This window comes from Kitasatospora sp. NPDC048540 (assembly GCF_040651175.1).
Lineage (GTDB): Bacteria > Actinomycetota > Actinomycetes > Streptomycetales > Streptomycetaceae > Kitasatospora.
This window is the reverse complement of sequence record NZ_JBEZIR010000019.1, coordinates 1-19560: the sequence shown is the minus strand read 5'-3', so window position 1 is coordinate 19560 and position 19560 is coordinate 1. Positions and strand designations below refer to the sequence as shown.

General features: G+C 72.5%; 23 protein-coding genes. 14 read left to right on the top strand and 9 right to left on the bottom strand.

Features of this window, described 5'->3' with window-relative positions:
- Positions 1-178 precede the first annotated feature (178 nt).
- On the top strand, positions 179-700 hold the full coding sequence (locus AB0D08_RS10605) for a DinB family protein (protein WP_033821211.1): 522 nt from the start codon (positions 179-181) through the stop codon (positions 698-700).
- A gap of 75 nt (positions 701-775) precedes the next feature.
- Here AB0D08_RS10605 and AB0D08_RS10600 read toward each other — a convergent pair whose 3' ends face one another.
- Together AB0D08_RS10600 and AB0D08_RS10595 are read right to left on the bottom strand one after the other, a co-directional pair.
- The gene (locus AB0D08_RS10600; RefSeq protein ID WP_359887659.1) at positions 776-1903 is read right to left on the bottom strand and encodes a DUF2332 domain-containing protein; all 1128 of its coding nucleotides are present in this window, start codon (positions 1901-1903) and stop codon (positions 776-778) included.
- Positions 1904-2060: 157 nt separating this feature from the next.
- Positions 2061-2513 carry a hypothetical protein gene (locus AB0D08_RS10595; RefSeq protein ID WP_051814006.1) on the bottom strand — a complete coding sequence of 151 codons (453 nt, stop codon included), beginning with the start codon at positions 2511-2513 and terminating at the stop codon, positions 2061-2063.
- A gap of 417 nt (positions 2514-2930) precedes the next feature.
- On the opposite strand from AB0D08_RS10595, the gene AB0D08_RS10590 reads away from it, so the two are divergent.
- Positions 2931-3869 (top strand): hypothetical protein, encoded by a 939-nt coding sequence (locus AB0D08_RS10590; RefSeq protein ID WP_359887656.1) that lies wholly within the window; start codon positions 2931-2933, stop codon positions 3867-3869.
- Here the strand turns inward: AB0D08_RS10590 and AB0D08_RS10585 are convergent.
- Entirely contained in the window at positions 3844-4359 is a 516-nt protein-coding gene (locus AB0D08_RS10585) for a hypothetical protein (protein WP_359887654.1), read from the bottom strand. The genes AB0D08_RS10590 and AB0D08_RS10585 overlap by 26 nt on opposite strands.
- Positions 4360-4673: 314 nt before the next feature.
- Here AB0D08_RS10585 and AB0D08_RS10580 point away from each other — a divergent pair, with 314 nt between their 5' ends.
- A complete protein-coding gene (locus tag AB0D08_RS10580) occupies positions 4674-5702 on the top strand; it encodes a hypothetical protein (RefSeq protein WP_051812910.1) in 1029 nt (342 codons plus the stop codon).
- A 227-nt stretch (positions 5703-5929) separates the two neighbouring features.
- Here AB0D08_RS10580 and AB0D08_RS10575 read toward each other — a convergent pair whose 3' ends face one another.
- Positions 5930-6520, bottom strand: a complete 591-nt coding sequence (locus AB0D08_RS10575) for an isochorismatase family protein (RefSeq protein WP_033821647.1) — start codon at positions 6518-6520, stop codon at positions 5930-5932.
- A gap of 85 nt (positions 6521-6605) precedes the next feature.
- Positions 6606-7976 (bottom strand): nicotinate phosphoribosyltransferase, encoded by a 1371-nt coding sequence (locus AB0D08_RS10570; protein WP_359887651.1) that lies wholly within the window; start codon positions 7974-7976, stop codon positions 6606-6608.
- Between the two features lie 134 nt (positions 7977-8110).
- Between AB0D08_RS10570 and clpS the strand changes: the two genes are divergently transcribed.
- The 7 genes from clpS (at position 8111) to AB0D08_RS10535 (ending at position 12921) form a co-directional block, all read left to right on the top strand.
- A complete protein-coding gene (gene clpS / locus AB0D08_RS10565) occupies positions 8111-8404 on the top strand; it encodes an ATP-dependent Clp protease adapter ClpS (RefSeq protein ID WP_033821648.1) in 294 nt (97 codons plus the stop codon).
- 57 nt (positions 8405-8461) lie between these two features.
- Complete coding sequence (locus AB0D08_RS10560; RefSeq protein ID WP_033821649.1) at positions 8462-9037, top strand: DUF2017 domain-containing protein; 576 nt, start codon at positions 8462-8464, stop codon at positions 9035-9037.
- 220 nt (positions 9038-9257) lie between these two features.
- On the top strand, positions 9258-10736 hold the full coding sequence (locus AB0D08_RS10555) for an amino acid permease (RefSeq protein ID WP_359887647.1): 1479 nt from the start codon (positions 9258-9260) through the stop codon (positions 10734-10736).
- A gap of 102 nt (positions 10737-10838) precedes the next feature.
- The gene (locus AB0D08_RS10550) at positions 10839-11270 is read left to right on the top strand and encodes a M67 family metallopeptidase (protein WP_033821650.1); all 432 of its coding nucleotides are present in this window, start codon (positions 10839-10841) and stop codon (positions 11268-11270) included.
- A gap of 184 nt (positions 11271-11454) precedes the next feature.
- A complete protein-coding gene (locus AB0D08_RS10545) occupies positions 11455-11571 on the top strand; it encodes a putative leader peptide (RefSeq protein WP_359887644.1) in 117 nt (38 codons plus the stop codon).
- Positions 11572-11662: 91 nt separating this feature from the next.
- On the top strand, positions 11663-11941 hold the full coding sequence (locus AB0D08_RS10540; RefSeq protein WP_033821651.1) for a MoaD/ThiS family protein: 279 nt from the start codon (positions 11663-11665) through the stop codon (positions 11939-11941).
- Positions 11942-11952: 11 nt separating this feature from the next.
- Positions 11953-12921: a cysteine synthase gene (locus AB0D08_RS10535; protein ID WP_033821652.1), complete on the top strand. Its 969-nt coding sequence runs from the start codon at positions 11953-11955 to the stop codon at positions 12919-12921.
- 55 nt (positions 12922-12976) lie between these two features.
- On the opposite strand, the gene AB0D08_RS10530 is transcribed toward AB0D08_RS10535, so the two are convergent.
- A complete protein-coding gene (locus AB0D08_RS10530; RefSeq protein ID WP_359887640.1) occupies positions 12977-13414 on the bottom strand; it encodes a type II toxin-antitoxin system PemK/MazF family toxin in 438 nt (145 codons plus the stop codon).
- Positions 13415-13596: 182 nt separating this feature from the next.
- On the opposite strand from AB0D08_RS10530, the gene AB0D08_RS10525 reads away from it, so the two are divergent.
- On the top strand, positions 13597-13791 hold the full coding sequence (locus AB0D08_RS10525) for a MerR family transcriptional regulator (RefSeq protein WP_033823838.1): 195 nt from the start codon (positions 13597-13599) through the stop codon (positions 13789-13791).
- 179 nt (positions 13792-13970) lie between these two features.
- Positions 13971-14717 carry an MBL fold metallo-hydrolase gene (locus AB0D08_RS10520; protein WP_033823842.1) on the top strand — a complete coding sequence of 249 codons (747 nt, stop codon included), beginning with the start codon at positions 13971-13973 and terminating at the stop codon, positions 14715-14717.
- Here AB0D08_RS10520 and AB0D08_RS10515 read toward each other — a convergent pair.
- The 3 genes from AB0D08_RS10515 to AB0D08_RS10505 form a co-directional block, all read right to left on the bottom strand.
- Positions 14705-15040: a cupin domain-containing protein gene (locus AB0D08_RS10515; RefSeq protein ID WP_359887638.1), complete on the bottom strand. Its 336-nt coding sequence runs from the start codon at positions 15038-15040 to the stop codon at positions 14705-14707. The two genes, AB0D08_RS10520 and AB0D08_RS10515, sit on opposite strands and share 13 nt — an antisense overlap.
- 179 nt (positions 15041-15219) lie before the next feature.
- Complete coding sequence (locus AB0D08_RS10510) at positions 15220-16479, bottom strand: PTS transporter subunit EIIC (RefSeq protein WP_033823837.1); 1260 nt, start codon at positions 16477-16479, stop codon at positions 15220-15222.
- 255 nt (positions 16480-16734) lie between these two features.
- Positions 16735-18024, bottom strand: coding sequence for a PTS transporter subunit EIIC (locus tag AB0D08_RS10505; protein WP_033823836.1), 1290 nt, complete (start codon positions 18022-18024; stop codon positions 16735-16737).
- 356 nt (positions 18025-18380) lie between these two features.
- On the opposite strand from AB0D08_RS10505, the gene AB0D08_RS10500 reads away from it, so the two are divergent.
- Positions 18381-18614: a PTS glucose/sucrose transporter subunit IIB gene (locus tag AB0D08_RS10500; protein ID WP_030569190.1), complete on the top strand. Its 234-nt coding sequence runs from the start codon at positions 18381-18383 to the stop codon at positions 18612-18614.
- 90 nt (positions 18615-18704) lie between these two features.
- Entirely contained in the window at positions 18705-19430 is a 726-nt protein-coding gene (rph, locus tag AB0D08_RS10495; RefSeq protein WP_033823835.1) for a ribonuclease PH, read from the top strand.
- Positions 19431-19560 lie beyond the last annotated feature (130 nt).

Sequence of the window (19560 nt, the reverse complement as noted above, 5' to 3'; positions counted from 1 at the left end):
CATCCTACGGCCGGGTAACGGCCTCCGGTGGGGCGGGCGGGAGATGTGAGGCCAGGGCGGGAGAGCCGGGGCCAGGGCGGCGGCCCCGCGGTGGCGCAGGCGCCGGTGGCGGCATTTTGCGGGTGGTTGGCGGTCCGGCCGCTGGTGGCCGCCGACGAGAGGGACGCATCCTTGAGTCATGATCACTCCTGACACCAAGGACTGGACCTGGGTGCTCGAACGCCCCTGTGCCGACTGCGGCCTGGACACCCCGGCGGTGGACCCCGAGGCCGTCGCGGGCATGGTGCGCGTCAACGCGGCGGCCTGGGTGGACCTCCTCGCGGGTGACCCGGCGGAGCTCCGGCGGCGGCCGGATCCGCAGACCTGGTCCCTGCTGGAGTACGCCTGCCATGTCCGGGACGTGTTCCGGCTGTTCGAGATCCGGCTCGGCCTGATGCTCGACCAGGACGACCCGGCCTTCCCGAACTGGAACCAGGACGACACCGCCGTCGAGGACCGCTACGCGGAGCAGGACCCGGCCCGGGTCGCCGTCGAACTGGCCGAAGCGGCAGCGGTGTTGGCGGGCTCCTTCGAGCAGGTCGGGGGCGCACAGTGGCAGCGGACCGGCGCGCGCAGCGACGGGGCGCGGTTCACGGTCGCGTCCTTCGCGCAGTACCTGATCCACGACCCGGTCCACCACCTGCACGACGTCACGGCCTGACCCGGACCTGACCCGGACCTGACCGGGCCGGCCCGGCCCGCCCCCGGGCGGCAGCGCGGGCGGTGCGGCGCACGTTCAGCCGAGGACGAGGCCGTCGGCGGTCCTGGCCGGCAGGCCGTGCGGGGCGGCCTCGGCGAGGAGCTGCTCCGGGCCCTCGCCGATCCGGACGGCGAGCACGAAGCGGTGCATGTCGCCGAACCGCCGGGGCTCGAAGGCGATGTGCGCGTACGGCGCCTCGGCGGTGGCGGAGGCGGCCAGGCGGGCGGACTCCCGCTCGACCTCGGCCCACTCCTCGGCGGGGACGTACTGCCGCATGACGGAGTGCCAGACCACCGTCACCGCGCCGGGGCGGACCTCGACGCCGCGCAGGAACTCCGCCGCGCCGACCGCCTCGACCCGGGTCGGGAACTCGGCCGCGAGCCGCAGCGCGCCGTTCAGCCGGGCCACCCGGGCGGGCTGGTCGGCCCAGAGGTACGCGCGCAGGGCAAGCGCGCCGCCGGGGGAGCGCGGATCGATCGGGGTGAGGTCGCAGCCGCGCCGCTCGGCGAAGTCCAGCGGCGGCGTACCGGCCGGCAGCTCGGGCGGCCGGCCCTCCCACGCCCCGGCGAGCACCACGGGGGAGTCCTCGGGCCCGTACGAGTAGCCGGGGGCCTCGCAGCGGAAGCGGTCGGCGAGCAGGTTGAGCCCGGCGCTGGCGCCGAGCTCGTACAGCCGGACCGGGCGGGGGCCGCCGGGCAGCGTGTGCAGGGTGTGCAGCAGGCCGGTGATCAGCAGGTTGGCGCGGCCGACCTCGTTGGTCTGCGGGGGCCTGGTCAGCCAGTCGCGGACCCACGGCAGGTTGTCGGCGACGGCCGCGCGGAACGCCGGCCAGGCGGCGTCGGGCCGGTCCGGGTCGAAGCTGCCTCCGGCGCTCGGGTAGTGGGCGGCGAGCTCGGGGGCGCGTCCGGTCAGAACCAGGGCGTGCACTCCGCCCAGCAGGCGCAGGGCGACGGCTTCGCGCCAGGGGTCGGCCTCGTGACCCGCGAGAGCCGCGGCGCAGGGGCCGTCGGCGGCCAGGTCGAGGGCGACCTGGTGGAGCAGGGCGGCGTAGAGCGGGGAGCCGAGTTCGGCACAGGCCCGCGCCTGCTGCTCGACCATGGCGGTGGCGTTCGCCCTGGCGTCGTTCCCCTCGGCCGCCCCGGGGGCTGCTGGCGCTGAGGACATCTCCTGGCTCCGTTCCGTCGGCTGGGATCATCATTCGCCTGCCGACGGCCCGTCAGCAGAGGGCATCCGGGTGATTCCGATCACGGTCGCGGGGAGGAAGGGGGGAGGGGGAGGGCGGGGGAAGGCGGCGGAGGGAGGGCGCAGGGGCGGGGCCGAGTCAGATCTCCTCGGCCATCTCGTTCAGCCGGGCGTGACGCAGCCGGCCGGTGATGCTGGCGGTGTCGGTGCCGATCACGTCGGCGATCTCGGGTGTGGCGAGGCCGACCACGTAGTGCAGGATCGCGAGGTCCTCGTCGGCGGGGCCGGGCCGAAGGCCGGAGGGGGCGGAACGGGCCCGCTGCTCGGTGATGGTGGTACGCAGGATCTCCCAGGCCGCGGCCGTGGGGTTGGGCCCGACCAGCACCTCCGACCAGACGGAGGCCAGGCAGCCCAACGCGTGCCGGACCACCGAGGCCGCCTGGTCGGGATCGGCGAACCAGACCCGGGCGTAGCTCAGGTAGCGCGGTCGGTGGAGCTCGCAGAACGCGCCGAACTCCACCGGCATACCGGGGAAGTCGCCGGCCCTGGGGGCCGCCGCCGGTTCCTCGGCCTGGACATGACGGTCTGTCACATCTGCCTCTCGATCTGGTCGGGACGGCGGAGCGCACATTCCGCTCACTCTAGGCCCTCACCCCAATGCATCGGGTGACAAGTCCGTTGAGATGACCGGGAGTGGGGCTCGATCCGGCCGATTGGTGACGACTCATCAGATCTTCGTTGCGGTCTTCCGACCGCGAACCGGTCACAGCTGGTCAACGGTGGTACAACGACGAAGGCGGCGGGGGGTTGCTGCCGTACCGGCGCCGTCCGGTCCGGCACCTGTCCGCCCCCGTCCTCGTCGCCAGCGCTGCCACCGTCGCCGCGGGCGGTCCCACGCCTGGCCACCGGTCTCGGGGTCGGACCATGACGGCCGGTCATGTCGGCAGGGGTGCGGATCGGGGGCGTCCCCGTTGGCTGCCGCCCGGTCCGGCGCCGCAGGCTTGCGGGCATGAGGAATGAGACCGACCGCCCCGCCGCCCCGGGCCGCTCCGCCCCCGCCGCCCGGCCGCGCCGGACCGGGCTCATGCCGGCCGCCGCGCTGGCCACCGTCTGCGCCATCGCCGCGTACGCCCCGGGCCAGGCCTCCGCCGCGCCCGCCCCATCCGAACCACCCACCCCAACCGCCCCGGCCGAACCACCAGCCCCACCCGCCCCGACCACCCGGGCCGCCCTGACCGCCGCGCCGCAGCCCGCACAGGACCCCACCGCCCCGGTGACCCCGGCCGTCCCCGCGGCCCCCGGTAGCCCGCTGGAGGCCGGTGACGCGGACTGCCCGGCGATCCCGGCCGGGGCCGACCCGGCGCGCTGGCGCTGCGAGGTGCACGTCGGTGCCCCGCTGCTGACCGTGGGCGCAGTCGAGGGCCTCGTCCTGGCGCCGATGACCATCACCTTCGCCGGGGGCCCGCTGCCGGACGGCACCAAGGGCCAGGTCTTCGGTGCGCTGCGCAGCGCAGCGCACCGACCCGGCTGCCCGGCTGACTGTTCGGGCTTCCGGCGCCGCTGGGCGCGACCACCAGGCCCGACGCCCGCGGCTCGCTCGGCGGGCTCGCCCTCAACCCAGTGCGGTGGCCGATCCGACTTCTGCACCGGGCAGTTGAGCCTGCGGCTGGTCCTGCGCGGACCCCTGCTGCCGGACTCCTGCGCGATCGGCGGGTCGGTGCCGATCGACCTGGCGCTGCGGCGTACCGCCCCGGCGGTCCGGGAGTCCGAGGAGCCGCCGCTGATCCGGTACTCGATGGAGGACGGCGGCTTCGCCGCGCCCGTGGTGGGGCGGTGCGGCCCGCTGGGCCACCTGCTCGACCGCCGGCTCGGACTGCCGGCGGCCGATGGCAACCTGCTGCGGCTCGACGCCGCCTACACCTTCAGGACGTACGACCGGCTGCGCTGACCCCGCTCTCGCCGCCGCCCGGCTGACGGTCCGACAGCCGGGCGCGCAAGGCCGCCGCCGCTGCCGTGGAGGCGGCTGCGGAGGCCGCGGCGGCCGCGGCGGCCGCCATCGGGGCGGCCTCCCGGCGGGTCTGGCCGGGGATGCCGGTCGGCCGGTCGGCCCGGGGGGTGCGAGCCGCCTCCTCGACCGCCTCGACCGCCTCCCGCGCGGCGAGGTAGGCCTGGACGGCGGCGATCCCGTAGACCGGCTGGATCAGCTGGTGGCCCTTGAAGAACGGGCGGGCGGGCGCGAATCCGGCCGCGACCACCAGTTCGCGGATCTCGGTTATCTCCTCCTCGGTCCGCGCGGTGAAGCGGACCTCCCAGCCCTTCTTGTACGCGCGGCCGTCCTCGCTGTTGCGGCGGGCCAGGTCCGGTCGGCGGACGTAGCCGGGCAGTCGGCCGAGGCGCAGCTGGGCAGTGCGCCGGCCGGAGGTTTCGTCACGTGGCATGAGCTGATGGTAGGCAATCGTCCGGGAGCCGTTGACTCCGGGTTGGTGCTTCACCGTGCGTAGTCGATTACGCCCTGTCATGATCGCCTGGTGGTGGCGGTGTGCGCGGTTCGGGGCCCGCGAAGATCAATCCGATGAAAATCGGATGGTACCCGTCAAGTCCGACCCAATCCGGCAACTGAATGAACGTCCTATCCGCCGAATGGGTGAGGGTATGGGGACTTTAGTGCAGACCAGTCCCGTTTTCGCGACGGTTGGGTAACAGGTCGTCAGGTCGTGGATCCCGTGGCGGAGCTGTTGGGGAAGGTGTCGGCATGAGCTACCAGATTCCCTCCCAGTCCTTGTCCCTCGAAGAGCTGGCCCGGCGGCAGCAGAACGTGATCACGGCCAGTCAGCTGCGGGCCCGTGGCGTGCCGACGCGGGTGGTCAGCGAGCACTGCCGGCGTGGCGGGCCCTGGCGCCGGATGCTGCCGCGGGTGTACCTGCTGCAGGAGAGCGAGCCGACCCCGGAGCAGCGGATGTGGGCCGCGCTGCTGTACGCCGCGCAGAACGGGCGGGACGAGGGCGGCCGGGAGGGCGCCGTGATCACCGGCGCGGCGGCGCTGGCGCTGTACGGCTTCGTCTCGATGCCCCGGCTGCCCGCCGTCACCGGGGTCGAGGTGCTGGTGCCCCGGCAGCGCCGGCTGCGGGACGCCGGTGAGGTGCGGATCCGGCGCACCGAAAGGGAGTTGGTGGCGCGCTCGGTGCACGGGCTGGCCTGCGCACCGGTGGCCCGGGCGGTCTGCGACGCGATCCGGGAGTGGACGGACGCGGGTGCCTTCGACGCCGGGGTGATCGGCCCCGGGCTGCTGCGCTCGGTGCTCCGCGAGGCCGTCTCCCGGATCGGATCGGGCGGCGGGCTGCGGGAGTTGTCCACCGAACTGGCCGAGGCCGGGTTGCTGGAGGAGGCCCGGGTGCGGGCCGCGCTGGACGAACTGCTGGCCGCCGAACGGGAGTCGGTGCTGGACCGGCTGGGCGAGCTGATCGACGAGTGGCTGCTGCCGGCCCCGCTGGCCGGCCCGGAGCTGCGGATGCGCGGCGGCACCTACGTCGCCGTGCCGGACCTGTACTGGCCGCAGGTGGGGGTCGCGGTCGAGGTGGACTCGGACCTGCGCTGCGTCAGCGAGGGCGAGGCGGCCTGGGTGCGTGGTGGCCAGCACCGGATGGAGTACCTGGGGGTGCGGGTGGTCCACGTGTCCGGGCAGCGGCTCGCCGCCGAGCCGGACGCGGTCGGCGGTGAGCTGCGGGAGGCGTTCCGCGCCGGCGGCGAGGATGTGATCGAGCTGCTGGTGACCGAGCGCTGACCGCCGGGCCCCGGCCGGGGTCCGTCCGCCACGGGCCTGCGACGCAGGCCGAGCAGCACACCGGCGCCGGCACCCGGCGCGCAGTACCCGGCACGCAGTACCCCCCGTACCCGGCACCAGCGCCCAGCCCCGAGCACCCGGTTCCCGGTGCCCGGCACTCAGTACCGAGCCCAACTCCCAGCCCCGGCACCCAGCCCCCGCCGCCGCGCAGGCGCGGCCCGCGGAGGTCAGCCGCGAACCACCGGTTCTCCGGTCAACTCCACCCCGGCGAGCCGGAGTTCCTCCAGCGCCGCCGCCGTCGTCGGGGCGGCCACCGCAGCGGTGAGGTCGAGCAGGACCCGGGTGGTGAAGCCCTCCCGGGCGGCGTCGAGGGCGGTCGCCCGGACGCAGTGGTCGGTCGCGATGCCGACCACGTCGACCTCCACCACGTTCCGTGACCGCAGCCAGTCGGCCAGCCCCTGCCCGTTCTCGTTGCTGCCCTCGAATCCGCTGTACGCGGCCGAGTACGAGCCCTTGTCGAAGACCGCCTCGATCGCGCCCGAGGTCACCGACGGCGCGAAGTTCGGGTGGAACCCCACGCCCTCGGTGCCCGCCACGCAGTGCACCGGCCAGGAGTGGACGTAGTCGGGCTCGGCGGAGAAGTGCTCCCCGGGGTCGATGTGGTGGTCCCGGGTGGCGACGATGTGGGTGTAGCCGGCGGCGGACTCGGCGATCAGGTCGGTGATCGCGGCGGCGACCTCGGCGCCGCCGGACACGGCCAGACTGCCGCCCTCGCAGAAGTCGTTCTGCACGTCGACGACGATCAGGGCGCGGTGCATGGCTGGCTTCTCTCGTTTCTCGGTGACGTTGTGTTGCCGGGGGCGGCGCCGGGTGTCGGGGCCGGGCGCACCGGGGGTATGAACTCTAGGGAGTGACGCGCGTAGGCGAAAGAGTCGTGCGCCCCTGCGGCCCGGCCGTTGCGGCCGTCGGCGGCTGCTCGGTGACGATCACCGGCTCGCCCTTGGAGAGCTGGGTCGCGGAGAGCGGCAGTCCGGCCCTGGCCCGCAGGTGGCGCTCGCGGGCGGCCTCCAGCGGTTCCCGGCCGACCACCTTGCCCGCGGTGACCAGCGGGACGTGCAGCAGGTACGGCTCCAGCTCCGCGGGGACCGGCCCGAGCCCGACCACCTCGGCCTCGGCGACGCCGTCCGCGTCGGGGCGCCGGGCGGCCCACTTGCGTCCGCCGACGCTGGTCTTCCCGCCGGCCGAGCGCTTGGCCACCGGCACGAGATCGCCCTCGGGGCCGGCGGCCCGGGCGACCAGCTTGTAGACCATCGCGCAGGTGGGGTGCCCGCTGCCGGTGACCAGGCTGGTACCCACGCCGTAGCCGTCGACCGGGGCCGCGGCCAGCGCGGCGATGGCGTACTCGTCCAGGTCGGAGGTGACGATGATCCTGGTGCCGGTGGCGCCCAGGTCGTCCAGCTGGCGGCGGACCCGGTGGGCGAGCAGGGTCAGGTCGCCGGAGTCGATCCGGACCGCGCCGAGGCCCGGGCCGGCCACCTCGACGGCGGTGCGGACGGCCTCGGCCAGGTCGTAGGTGTCGACCAGCAGGGTGGTGCCGCGGCCCATCGAGTCGATCTGGGCGGTGAAGGCGTCCCGTTCGCTGTCGTGCAGCAGGGTGAAGGCGTGCGCGGCGGTGCCGGTGGTGGGGATGGAGTAGGTGAAGCCGGCCTCCAGGTCGGAGGTGGCGCCGAAGCCGGCGATGTAGGCGGCCCGGGCGGCGGCGACCGCGGCGCCCTCGTGGGCGCGCCGGGCGCCCATCTCGATGCACGGGCGCTCGCCCGCGGCGGCGGTCATCCGGGAGGCCGCGGCGGCGATGGCGGAGTCGTGGTTGAGGATCGACAGGATCAGCGTCTCCAGGATCACCGCCTCGGCGAAGCTGCCCTCGACGGTCAGCAGCGGCGAGCCGGGGAAGTAGACCTCGCCCTCCGGGTAGCCGTGGATGTCGCCGCGGAAGCGGTAGTCGGCCAGGAACCGCAGGGTGGGCTCGTCCACCACCCGCTGGTCGGAGAGCCAGTCCAGTTGCGGCGTGGTGAAGCGGAAGGCCTCCACCGCGTCCAGCACCCGGCCGGTGCCGGCCAGCACGCCGTAGCGGCGGCCGTTCGGCAGGCGGCGGGTGAACACCTCGAAGACGGAGCGCCGGTGGGCGGCGCCGCTGCGGAGGGCGGCCTGCAGCATGGTGAGTTCGTACCGGTCGGTGAGCAGCGCGGTGGACCGGCTCGCGGTGATGGCGTCCATGATGATGATGCTACTACCACTTAGCGTCAGTCTGACGATTTCTCTCCGGCGTGTTGACCCGGATTCGCTCGCGCGTCCCCCGGATGGAAGCATGAGAGGCAGAGGACGTCGTGTCGGGTGAGGGAGAAGCAGTCGTGAGTGTCGCCCCGGTGGAGATCGAGCGCCCTGAGGTCGAGGGCCTGCCGGTGACGGAGCCCGACACACCCTGGGTCACCATCGTCCACAACGACCCGGTCAACCTGATGAGTTACGTCCAGTACGTGTTCCAGGCCTACTTCGGCTACCCGAAGGACAAGGCCAGGCAGCTGATGATGGACGTGCACACCAAGGGTCGCGCGGTGGTCTCCAGCGGTACCCGCGAGGAGATGGAGCGGGACGTCCAGGCGATGCACGGTTACGGTCTGTGGGCGACCCTCCAGCACGACTGACCCCGTACGGCCATCAGGCCCCTCACCACCACCAAGCAGACAGGCTGATCAGGACACATGGCTGGGTTGTTCGAGAGCGCCGGCGGCGGCAGCGCGGTGATCGCGCTGGACGAGGTCGAGGCCTCCATCCTGCGCACCCTCGAGGTGCAGATGCTGGAGCTGATCGGGCCCGGACCGGGCGGTGCGGGCGACGACCCGCTGGCGGCGCTGTTCGCCGAGGGCCCCACCGAGGCGCCCGAGGACCCGGCGCTGGCCCGGCTCTTCCCCGACGCGTACGGCGAGCCGGGGGAGCGGGCCGACGAGGAGACCCGCGCCATGGCGGGCGAGTTCCGCCGCTACACCGAGGTGGACCTGCGGGCCCGCAAGCGCGACGACGCGCTGGCCGTGGTGCGCTCCCTCGACGGCCTGGGCGAGGACGGCGGGGTGCTCCAGGTCCCGGCCGGGGACTGCCGGCACTGGCTCGGTGCCCTCAACGACCTGCGGCTCACCCTCGGCAGCCGACTGGAGATCACCGAGGAGGACGAGCAGGGCCTCTACCGACTGCCGGACACCGACGAGCGCAAGCCCCTGGTGATGGCCTACGTCTGGCTCGGCCAACTGCAGGAGACCCTGCTCGACGCGATGACCGGCTGAGCCGGTCCCCCTGCACGCCCGCGCCCGTCCGTGCCGGTCCGTACCCCGATGTCCCGTCCACCGGCGGAGAGTCCGCATGGTGGACGGGATTTCGCGTCAATACGGACAAAGAGCTCGATATCCGTACCTGTCATGCTCAAATGGCGCTCAGATACCCACCGGTATCCGGTCATACCGTGATACGACTTCCCCTCGCCCCGCGAGCAGAAGGAGGGTGGCCATGGCCGACCAGGCCCAGGACGAGATGACCGAGGTCCGGTCCGAGGGGGACGAGGGCTACGAGCGCGGTCTGGGCAGCCGTCAGATCCAGATGATCGCGATCGGCGGCGCCATCGGCACCGGCCTCTTCCTCGGCGCCGGTACCGCCATCTCCAAGGCCGGCCCGAGCCTCATCCTCAGCTACGCGGTGGCCGGCCTGGTGATCTTCGTGATCATGCGGGCGCTCGGCGAACTGCTCACCTACCGCCCGGTGTCCGGCAGTTTCGCCGAGTACGCCCGCGAGTTCCTGGGCCCGTTCGCGGGTTATGTGACCGGCTGGACGTACTGGCTGTTCTGGGTGGTCACCGGCATGGCGGAGACCACCGCCGCCGCGGTCTACGTGCGCTTCTGGGCGCCCGGCATCCCGCAGTGGGCCAGCGCGCTGGTCTTCCTGGTGATCCTCTACGCGGCCAACCTGATCTCGGTGAAGCTGTTCGGCGAGATCGAGTTCTGGTTCTCGATGGTCAAGGTCACCGCGATCATCGGCATGATCCTGATCGGCGTCGGGGTCCTCACCCTCGGCTTCAGCGACGCCGCCGACACCGCCTCGGTCGGCAACCTGTGGGCGGACGGCGGCTTCTTCCCCAAGGGCATCGGCTCCACCGTGATGACCCTGCAGATCGTGATGTTCGCCTACCTCGGCGTCGAACTGGTCGGCGTCACCGCCGGGGAGAGCGCCGAGCCGGAGAAGAACCTGCCACGGGCCATCAACACCCTGCCCTGGCGGATCATGCTGTTCTACATCGGTGCGCTGACGATCATTCTGGCCCTGGTCCCCTGGCGGGAGTTCAGCCCCGGCGTCAGCCCGTTCGTGGCGGCCTTCGGCAAGATCGGAATCCCGGCCGCCGCCGGCATCATCAACTTCGTGGTGCTCACCGCGGCGCTGTCCTCCTGCAACTCCGGGATGTACTCGACCGGCCGGATGCTGCGCGACCTCGCCCAGCGCGGCCAGGCGCCCGGCCGGCTCACCGCGCTCAACTCCCGCCGCACCCCGGCCCTGGCGATCACCGTCTCGGCGCTGCTGATGGGCCTCGGCGTGGTGCTCAACTACCTGGTCCCTGCCAAGGCGTTCGAGTACATCACCTCCGTCGCCACCGTCTGCGGCCTGTGGACCTGGGCCGTCATCCTGGTCGCCCAGCTCCGCTACCGCCGCGCCTGGCAGCGCGGCGACCTCCCGGCGCCCACCTTCAAGGCGCCCGGCGGGGCCTGGCCCAGCCGGCTCGCGCTCGCCTTCCTGGTCCTGGTCGTGGTGCTGATCGCGATCGACGAGGACTCCCGGATCTCGCTGTACGTCTTCCCCGTCTGGGCCGCCGCCCTGGTGGTCGGCTACCAGGTGCTCAAGCGGGTCAGGCCGCAGGCCGTCCTCGCCCACCCGGGACCTCCGGAAGCCCGCCGGGACGCTCACCCGGAGCCCCGCCCGCAGGCCGCCCCGCGCGGCTGATCCGGCACCCACCGACCCCCGGTCCGACTGCTGGACCGGGTCGCCCGTCCGGCCGTCGAACGCACCCCGCGACGGCCGGACGGGCCTGGCTATCCTGACCGCATGCTGACCATCACCCGAGAACTGCGCGACGCGATCGTCGCCCACGCCCGCGCCGACCACCCGGACGAGGCCTGCGGCGTGGTCGCCGGACCGGCCGGCAGCGGACGGCCCGAGCGGTTCATCCCGATGCTCAACGCGGCCCGCTCGCCCACCTTCTACGAGTTCGACTCCGGCGACCTGCTCAAGCTCTACCGCGAGATGGACGACCGCGACGAGGAGCCGGTGGTGATCTACCACTCGCACACCGCCACCGAGGGCTACCCGTCCCGTACCGACGTCTCGTACGCCTCCGAGCCCGGCGCCCACTACGTGCTGGTCTCCACCGCCGAGGGCAACGGGGAGAGCGACCCGTACCAGTTCCGCTCGTTCCGCATCGTGGACGGCGTGATCACGGAGGAAGACGTCGAGGTGGTGGCGGACCACGCCGCCTGAGCCCGGCCGCCCCCGCCGGACCCCGGACCCCGGACCCCGGACCGGCCGGGTCGCCCCGCCCGGAGCCGGGCGGCCTGCCCGCGGCCTGCCCGGGGTCCTGCCAAGTCTCAGCATCGGATACGGAAACGACCGGATCCCGAGACGCAGCTGCCGGACCGGGGGCGGGAATCTATACGATGAGCCCATGCGTTCCGTCGATGTGAGCAACCAGGCCCCGGGCATCCGCCTCGTGGCGCGCCTGCACGTCGACCTGTGCCGGCTCGCCAGTGCGATCTGTCCCGGCACCGCCGACGCCAGCTGACTTCGGCACCGCCCACCCCGGCAGCGACCGGGGCCACTCCCCTGCCGCGCCCCGTGCGGCCCACCCGACCCACCTCCACAGGAGCGCAGCCATGGCCATCGAGGTCCGCATCCCGACCATCCTCCGTACCTACACCGACGGCGCCAAGGCCGTCGAGGGCACCGGCGCCAACCTCGGGGAACTCTTCACCGACCTCGACGCCCGCCACCCGGGCATCGCCGAGCGCCTGCTCGACGCCGGCGAGCTGCGCCGCTTCGTCAACGTCTACCTGAACGACGAGGACGTCCGCTTCCTGGACGGCATCGCCACCGAGATCACCGACGGCGACAGCGTCACCATCCTGCCGGCCGTGGCCGGCGGCGCCCGCTGAGCCGCCGCCCGATGCGCTACGACAGCCCGATCGAAGCGGTCGGCAACACCCCGCTGGTGCGGCTGCCCCGGATCTCGGCCGCCGTCCCCGGCAACGACCACGGGCTGGTCACCCTCTGGGCCAAGCTGGAGGACCGCAACCCGACCGGCTCGATCAAGGACCGTCCGGCCCTGCACATGATCGAGCGGGCCGAGGCCGCGGGCCTGCTCACCCCCGGCTGCACCATCCTGGAGCCCACCAGCGGCAACACCGGCATCTCGCTGGCCATGGCCGCCAAGCTCAAGGGCTACCGGATGGTCTGCGTGATGCCGGAGAACACCAGCGAGGAGCGGCGCGAGCTGCTCCGGATGTGGGGCGCGGAGATCATCCCGTCGCCCGCCGCGGGCGGCTCCAACACCGCGGTGCGGATCGCCAAGGAGATCGCGGCCGAGCACCCCGACTGGGTGATGCTCTACCAGTACGGAAACCCGGACAACGCCGGCGCCCACTACCGGGGCACCGGGCCGGAGATCCTCGCCGACCTCCCCGAGATCACCCACTTCGTCGCCGGTCTCGGCACCACCGGCACCCTGATGGGCGTCGGCCGGTTCCTGCGCGAGAAGGTCCCCGGCGTCCAGGTGGTCGCCGCCGAGCCGCGCTACGACGACCTGGTCTACGGGCTGCGCAACCTGGACGAGGGCTTCGTGCCCGAGCTGTACGACGCCGAGGTGCTCACCACCCGCTTCTCGGTCGGCTCGGCCGACGCCGTCCGGCGCACCCGGGAACTGCTCCAGCAGGAGGGCATCTTCGCCGGCGTCTCCACCGGGGCCATCCTGCACGCCGCGATCGGGGTCGCCCGCAAGGCGGCCAAGGCCGGCGAACGCGCGGACGTGGCCTTCGTGGTCGCCGACGGCGGGTGGAAGTACCTGTCCACCGGCATCTACACCGCGGAGTCGACCGAGGCCGCGGTCGAGGCACTGCAGGGCCAGCTCTGGGCCTGAGTCCGCCGTCGCCCCGTGGGCGCCGCACCCCGCCGGGTGCGGCGCCCGCGGCGTCTCAGTGCCGGGCCCGGCGGACCACCTCGGCCCAGATCCGTTCCTCCACCGGGCCGACCCGGCGCCGGAAGTCCGCGAGCGGCACCTCGCGCAGCTCGTCCGTCTCGAGCCAGCTCGCCCGCCCTTGCCGGTCACCGACCGAGCCGGCCGGCAGCCGCAGCACCCCGGGCCGTTCGGCGTGGTGCTTGGTGGTGATCTTGGCGACCAGCGCGGTCCGCGGCCGCACCCGCAGCACCAGGCACGGCCGGTCCTTGCCGCCCGGGCCGTCCTCGAACGGCACCTGCGCCCACCAGATCTCCCGGGGCGCGGGCCGTCCCGGCCGCGGTGCGCGCGCCGGGGCGGCCCGCCGCCGCGAGCGCCGGAGCCACCACCGGACGGCCAGCAGCAGCGCCACCGCGCCCGCGGCCAGCAGCAACGACAGGGTCAGTGATCGGTCCATCCGCCGACCGTACCGGGCCGGGCCGCGGCTGTGACATTCGACGATTTGTCCGTTCCGTGCTGCTGATCGGTCACGGAACGGCGACGGCGTCCGGCCGGGCCCGGGGATCGCGGCCGCCCCGGAAAAGCTGATCACGACAACCCGAGCACCGCTCGGGACCTCGGTCCGAAGGTGGTGACCAGATGAGCCCCAGCAGCAACGACCTGTGGTCCTACGCCGAGATCGCCCGGCACATCAACGTCCAGTCCGAGACCGTCCGCAACTACCGCCGGCACGGCCTGCTCCCCGAACCCGACCTGACCGACGGCAACGGGCACCCCCGCTGGTACCCCGACACCATCAGAGCCTGGGCCCGCAACCGTCCCGGGCACCGCTGACCCTCCGTCGAACGCCCGCCCGCGCCCCCGGCCCGTTCTGGTGATTCCAGCCACAGCGCGGCACGGGGACGGGGGCAAAGTGCCGTCCGGCCCTTACCCTCGACACGCAACGACCGTACCGGGGCAGCCCACGCCGACCCCCTGCGGGACCAATGACCATCGGGGCGGAGGGGCTCGGCATGCAACTGACCGTGGTGGGGTGCTCGGGGAGCTTCCCGTCCGCCGACTCGCCCTGTTCCAGCTACCTGGTGGAGGCCGACGGCTTCCGGGCCGTGCTCGACCTCGGCAACGGGGCGCTCGGCGCCCTGCAGAACTACGTCGGCCTGTACGACGTCGACGCCGTGCTCCTCAGCCACCTGCACGCCGACCACTGCGTCGACCTGTGCGCCTACTGGGTCGCCCGCAACTACCGGGTGGAGGGCTGCCCCGACCCGGTGCCGGTGTACGGCCCGGCCGGAACCCCCGAACGGCTCGCCCGCGCCTACGACATGCCGGAGGAGCCCGGTATGACCGAGGTCTTCGAGTTCCGCACCCTCAAGCCCGGCACCTTCGACCTCGGACCGCTACGGATCACCACGGTCCAGGTCAACCACCCGGTCGAGGCGTACGCCTTCCGGATCGAGCACGGCGGCCACGCGATCGTCTACTCCGGCGACACCGGCGAGAGCGCCGACCTGGTCGAGCTGGCCACCGGCGCCGACCTGTTCCTGTGCGAGGCCGCCTACACCGACGGCAAGGACACCTACCAGGCCGTCCACCTCAACGGCCGGGAGGCCGGCGAGCACGCCACCGCCGCCGGCGCCAAGCGCCTGGTGCTCACCCACATCCCGCCGTGGACGGACGCCCAGCGCAACCTCCGCGACGCCGAGGCCGCCTACCGCGGTCCGGTGGAGCTCGCCAGACCCGGCGCCGTCTACCGGTTCTGATCGCCGGCGCCGGCCGCCGGCCGGTCCGCCACCTCGACGATCACCAGGGTGCCCGAGCTGCCGGCCCGCACCGCGTGCCGGTGCCCGCCCGGCACCAGGCACAGCTCACCGGCTCGCACCGACAACTCGCGGCCCTCCAGGGCGAGTTCCAGCTGTCCGTCGAGCACCAGCAGGGCCTCGGTGGTGGTGTGCACCTCCGACGGGACCGGGCGCCCGTCCATCCGCAGCACCTTCACCCCCGCCGCCCCCACCTCGCCGAGCAGCTGCGAACTCCACGCCACGGGCAGCCCCGCGGCCGTCTCCACCAGGTCGGTCACACGCACGCCGAACACACCCCTCACGGGCCTCGGAAGCAACGGATGCGAAGGACGCTACCGGGCGGGGCCCGCCCGTTGGTCGACCGTTCGGCAAAGAAATCCGCCCGCCGCCTGCCGCCGCCCGCGCGGACACCGGTGCCCCGCCGCACGGGGACGCGACGGGGCACCGGGGGAGCGGGTGGCGGTCAGGCCTTGGTGACGTCCTCGATCTCCTCGTCGCTCTCGCGGCCGGGCGTCTTGAGGTTGAACTTCACGATCGCGAAGCGGAACACCGCGTAGTAGATCGCGCCGAAGACCAGGCCGATCGGGATGATCAGCAGCGGCTTGCTCGCGAGGTGCCAGTTGATCACGTAGTCGATCAGGCCGGCCGAGAAGCTGAAGCCGTCGTGCACCCCGAGCGCCCAGGTGACGGCCATCGACAGCGCGGTCAGCACGGCGTGGATCGCGTAGAGCACCGGCGCGATGAACAGGAAGGTGAACTCGATCGGCTCGGTCACACCGGTCACGATGCTGGTCAGCGCGAGCGAGGTCATCATGCCGAGGACGACCTTGCGGCGCTCCGGGCGGGCGGCGTGTGCGATGGCGAGGGCGGCGGCGGGCAGCGCGAACATCATGATCGGGAAGAAGCCGGACTGGAACTGCCCCGCGGTCGGGTCGCCGGCCAGGAAGCGGTTGATGTCGCCGTTGACGACCTTGCCGGTGGCGTCGGTGAAGCTGCCGGTCTGGAACCACGCGTAGGTGTTGACGAACTGGTGCATGCCGATCGGGATCAGCGCGCGGTTGACCAGGCCGAAGATGCCGGCGCCGAGCGCGCCCGCGCCCACCAGCTTGTCGTTGCCGCCGGAGATGACGTCACCGATCGGGCCCCAGCACAGGCCGAACAGGATGCCCAGCGCGGTGCCGACGAAGGCCATGATGATCGGGACGAGCCGGCGCCCGTTGAAGAAGCCGAGCCAGTCCACCAGCTTGGTGCGGTGGTACTTCTGCCACAGGACGGCGGCCAGCAGGCCCACCACCACCCCGCCGAGCACCCCGGGGTTCTGCGGCTTGCCGGCCGGCAGCGCGGCGGTCACCGTGCCCTCGGCCGGGAAGACGGTCAGCACCTGCTTGAAGACCAGGTAGCCGACCAGCGCCGCGAGGGCGGTCGAACCGTCGGCCTTCTTGGCGAAGCCGATGGCGACACCGACGCAGAACAGCAGCGGGAGGTTGTCCAGCACCGCACCGCCGGCCGCGCCGAACACCTGGACGAGCTTGGCGGGGAAGTGCCAGCTGGTCTGCACGTCCGGCTGGCCCAGACGGGCCAGGATGCCGGCGGCCGGGAGCACCGCGATCGGCAGCTGGAGGCTGCGGCCGACCTTCTGCAGGCCGGGAAGGATTCCGGAGCCGAACTTCTTTCCCGGCTTGGGGGCGGCGGCGGGTGCCGGAGCCTGCGCAGTCGTACTCATGGGGGTGGTTCCTCACGACAGGGCGGGTCGGACGTCGGGTGGAGCGTCGGGGGCCGACTCGCGAACTGGTCTACACCACTAGTGGTGTAGACCAGTTTTCTAACACGTGCGGACAGGGTGAGGAACCCCGGAAAGCCGCGCAGGTGGGAAGCGCTATGAAATCGAAACCTTGTTGTGGATTGGCGATCTTGGCTACCCGCCGTAACAGTTCTTTTGGCGAGTCGCGCAACAAAAGATTTCCCAAGTGACGCACGGTCAGGCCTTGGTGACGTCCTCGACCTGGTCGTCGTCCTCGCGGCCGGGTGTCTTCACGTCGAACCGCACGATCACGAAGCGGAAGACCGCGTAGTAGACGGCCGCGAATCCCAGCCCGACCGGGATGATCACCCATGGTCTGGTGGCGAGGCTCCAGTTCAGCAGGTAGTCGATCAGCCCGGCCGAGAAGGCGAAGCCGTCGTGCACGCCGAGCCCCCAGGTGACCGCCATCGAGGCGCCGGTGAGCAGGGCGTGGAGGATGAACAGGACGGGGGCGATGTAGGCGAAGGAGTACTCGATCGGCTCGGTGATGCCGGTGATCGCGGAGGTCAGTGCGACCGAGGTCATCAGGCCGTAGATCTCCTTGCGGCGGTGCGGCTTGGCGCTGTGCGCGATGGCGAGGGCGGCGGCCGGCAGCGCGAACATGAAGATCGGGAAGAAGCCGGTCATGAACTGGCCGGCCGTCGGGTCGCCGGCCAGGAAGCGGGCGATGTCGCCGTGCACCTCGGTGCCGTCCGCCTTGACGTACGTGCCGAACTGGAACCATGGGAAGAAGTTCAGCAGCTGGTGCATGCCGATCAGCAGCAGGGCCCGGTTGGCCACGCCGAACAGCCCGGAGCCGATCGAGCCCAGGTCCGCCAGCCACTGCGCGAACGACTCCAGCGCGTCGCCGATCGGCGGCCAGACCCACAGGCAGAGCGCCGCGAAGACCAGGCCGACCAGGGCGGTGATCATCGGGACCAGGCGCCGCCCGTTGAAGAAACCCAGCCAGTCGACCAGCCTGGTGCGGTGGAAGCGGACCCAGAGCCAGGCCGACATCAACCCCATCAGGATGCCGCCGAGCACCCCGGGGTTCTGGAAGCCGATGTTGGACGCCGACTGCTTGGCGTAGTCGATGCACTGGGTGCCGGCCACCACGCCCTTGCAGGCGCTGAGGTCGGGGAAGGCCTGGAGGACCTTGTAGTAGACCAGGAAGCCGGTCACCGCGGCCAGCGCGGTCGAACCGTCGGCCTTCTTGGCCATGCCGATCGCGACCCCGATGCAGAACAGCAGCGGCAGGCCGAGCGAGCCGTCCAGCAGGGCCGCGCCGGCCGCCGCGAAGGCCTTGGCGACGTTGTCCCAGCCGAGGCCGTCCGCGCCGAGCAGGTCGGGCTGGCCGAAGCGGTTCAGGATGCCGGCCGCGGGCAGGACGGCCACCGGGAGCTGGAGGCTGCGGCCCATCTTCTGCAGGCCGCCGTAGAACGTCTGCCACCAGGGCGTCTGCGGAACCGTGGCGCCTGCCGAGCTCATGTCGTCCTCCGAGTGCCGGAACCCGCCAGGCCGGGCGGGAACGCGGGCGAGCTGTCCCGCGTTGTCCGGAGTGCACCTAGTATTGGTGTAGACCACTTCGGATGGGGCGGTCGCGCCGGGTCCTGGGCCCAGTGATCGCCATCCTGGGACCGCTGCCCCGGGCCTGCGCGTCGGAATAGCCCAAAAGTGGACTAACGTGGCATATCGCCCGGAGACGGGTGATGCTTGACGCGCTGCTCCGACGGCGCGACAGCTGATCGGGCGTCACCGTCCCCGGCAGCGCCCACCGCACACCGCACACGCAGTACGGCCGCTGGCGACACCCCGCCGAGGCGCCGCGACAGAGGGAGAAAGACATGGCCACCAAGGCTGAGAAGATCGTCGCCGGTCTCGGCGGTATCGACAACATCGAAGAGGTCGAAGGCTGCATCACCCGCCTGCGCACCGAGGTCGTCGACCCGAGCAAGGTCGACGAGGCCGCCCTCAAGGCCGCCGGCGCCCACGGGGTCGTCAAGATGGGCACCGCGATCCAGGTCGTCATCGGCACCGACGCCGACCCCATCGCCGCCGACATCGAGGACATGATGTGAGCTGACCCCCCGCTCACCACCACGGCCCGCCTCCCCCGCCCGGGGGCGGCGGGCCGTCGCGTACGCCCGGAACCACTACGCTCGTTGTCCATGTCACGAATCGACGGCCGCACCGCCGACCAGCTCCGCCCCATCACCATCGAGCGCGGCTGGAGCAAGCACGCCGAAGGATCCGTCCTGGTCTCCTACGGCGACACCAAGGTGCTCTGCACCGCCAGCGTCACCGAAGGCGTCCCCCGCTGGCGCAAGGGCAGCGGCGAGGGCTGGGTCACCGCCGAGTACGCCATGCTCCCGCGCGCCACCAACACCCGCGGCGACCGCGAATCCGTCCGCGGCAAGATCGGCGGCCGCACCCACGAGATCAGCCGCCTGATCGGCCGCTCCCTGCGCGCCGTCATCGACCACCGCGCCCTCGCCGAGAACACCTTCGTCCTCGACTGCGACGTCCTCCAGGCCGACGGCGGCACCCGCACCGCCGCCATCACCGGCGCCTACGTCGCGCTCGTCGACGCCGTCTCCTGGGCCCGCGAGAAGAAGATCCTGCGCGCCAAGGGCCAGCCCATCACCGGCGGCGTCAGCGCCGTCAGCGTCGGCATCATCGACGGCGTCCCGATGCTCGACCTGCGCTACGAGGAGGACGTCCGCGCCGAGACCGACATGAACATCGTCTGCACCTCGGACGGCCGCTTCGTCGAGGTCCAGGGCACCGCCGAAGGCGCCCCCTTCGACCGCGACCTGCTCAACCAGCTGCTCGACCTCGGCACCCTCGGCTGCGCCGAACTCGACGAGATCCAGCGCAAGGCCCTCGAGGCCTGACAACGCCCGACCCCGCGTCACCCCCGGCCGGCCGCCCACGCGGCCGGCCGGCCGCGTGGGTGCACCCGCAGGTCGTACCCGGCGTCGCCGGCCGTCCAGGTGTCACGGATCAGGTCCTTGGCGGCGACGG